Origin of the sequence: Mesorhizobium sp. M7A.F.Ca.ET.027.03.2.1, from assembly GCF_003999175.1 — a bacterium.
Taxonomy (GTDB): Bacteria; Pseudomonadota; Alphaproteobacteria; order Rhizobiales; family Rhizobiaceae; genus Mesorhizobium.
Window position 1 is genome coordinate 1 of the sequence record NZ_RZOM01001120.1, and the last position, 1,961, is coordinate 1,961.

1 protein-coding gene and 1 pseudogene are annotated in these 1,961 nt (G+C 65.2%); both read left to right on the forward strand.

Features of this window, described 5'->3' with window-relative positions:
- A pseudogene (locus tag EN750_RS31915) lies at positions 1–400 on the forward strand (NADH-ubiquinone dehydrogenase); the annotation flags it as partial.
- Positions 401–473: 73 nt separating this feature from the next.
- Positions 474–1,961: NADH-quinone oxidoreductase subunit NuoG (nuoG, locus tag EN750_RS31920; RefSeq protein ID WP_127399078.1), on the forward strand; the 1,488-nt coding region annotated here is incomplete at its 3' end.

A 1,961-nucleotide genomic window follows, 5' to 3' on the forward strand; every position in this document is an offset into this window, starting at 1 on the left:
AAGTCCTTCCTCCACCAAGGCGCGGGCGACGGCGAAAACCATGATCGCGGAGGCGCAGTCCTTCGCCCGGGAGGTCACCGATATTGCCGCCAAGGAAGCCGCCACTGCCGTGCCGGCCGCAAATGCGGCTCCGGGCGCCCGCGATGCGCTGATGCCCGAGGATTTCAGGCAGCCGAACGCCATGGAGAAGCCGGCCATTCCGGCAGATCTCAAGGCCATCTCGGGCATCGGGCCGAAGCTGGAAAAGGTTCTCAACGGCCTCGGTATCTGGACCTATGCCCAGATCGCGGCATGGACGCCGCAAGAGGTTGCCTGGGTCGAGGATTATCTGTCGCTCGGCGGCCGCATCGGCCGCGACGATTGGAAAACCCAAGCGGCGGCGCTCGCCGTCAAGAAGTGAATGAAGTGCCCGACGTGGTCTCGACCGCGTCCGGAAAAAGAGATTGCGGGAACTCCGCAGGGGTTTGAGGCGAATGGCAAAGCTCAAGGTCGACGGGAAAGAGATCACTGTACCCGACCACTACACGCTGCTGCAGGCGGCGGAAGACGCTGGCGCGGAAGTGCCGCGCTTCTGCTTCCATGAGCGGCTCTCGATCGCCGGCAATTGCCGCATGTGCCTGATCGAGGTGAAGGGCGGGCCGCCCAAGCCGCAGGCATCCTGCGCCATGAACGTGCGCGACCTGCGTCCCGGCCCGAATGGCGAGGCGCCGGAAATCTTCACCAACACGCCGATGGTCAAGAAGGCCAGGGAAGGCGTGATGGAGTTCCTGCTGATCAATCATCCGCTGGATTGCCCGATCTGCGACCAGGGCGGCGAATGCGACCTGCAGGACCAGGCGATGGCGTTCGGCGTCGATTCCTCGCGCTATCACGAGAACAAGCGCGCGGTCGAAGACAAATACATCGGACCGCTGGTCAAGACGGTGATGAACCGCTGCATCCACTGCACGCGCTGCGTCCGCTTCACCACCGAAGTCGCCGGCATTTCCGAACTGGGCCTGATCGGCCGCGGCGAGGATGCCGAGATCACCACCTATCTCGAACAGGCGATGACGTCGGAGCTGCAGGGCAATGTCATCGACCTTTGCCCGGTCGGCGCGCTGACCTCGAAGCCATTCGCCTTCCAGGCGCGGCCGTGGGAGCTGACCAAGACCGAATCCATCGATGTGATGGATGCGGTCGGCTCGGCGATCCGTGTCGATAGCCGGGGCCGCGAAGTGATGCGCATCCTGCCGCGCGTCAACGAGGCGGTGAACGAGGAGTGGATCTCCGACAAAACCCGATTTATCTGGGACGGCCTGCGCACGCAGCGTCTCGACCGCCCCTATGTGCGCAAGGACGGCAGGTTGGTTGCCGCCAGCTGGGCCGAGGCCTTCGCCGCGATCAAGGACGCGGTATCGAAGACGGCGCCCGAAAAGATCGGCGCTATCGCGGGCGATCTCGCCGCCGTCGAGGAAACCTATGCGCTCAAGCTGCTGATGGCTTCGCTCGGCTCGAAGAATACCGATTGCCGCCAGGACGGCGCCGCACTCGACCCGGCGCTCGGCCGGGCGAGCTATATCTTCAACCCGACCATCGAAGGCATCGAACAGGCCGACGCGGTGCTGATCATCGGCGCCAACCCGCGCTATGAAGCCTCGGTGCTCAACGCCCGGATCCGCAAGCGCTGGCGGATCGGCAACCTGCCGGTCGCCGTCATCGGCGATGTCGGCGATACCCGCTACGACTACGAACAGCTGGGCGCCGGACCGGATTCGCTGAAGGATTTGGCCGACGGCAACGGCAAGTTCTTCCAGACGCTGAAGAAGGCGACGCATCCGCTGATCATCGTCGGCCAGGGTGCGCTGGCGCGTGCCGATGGCGCGGCCGTGCTCGGCCAGGCGGCCAAGCTCGCCGCCGCCGTGAAGGCTGCACGCGCCGACTGGAACGGCTTTGCCGTGCTGCACAACGCGGCCGGGCGC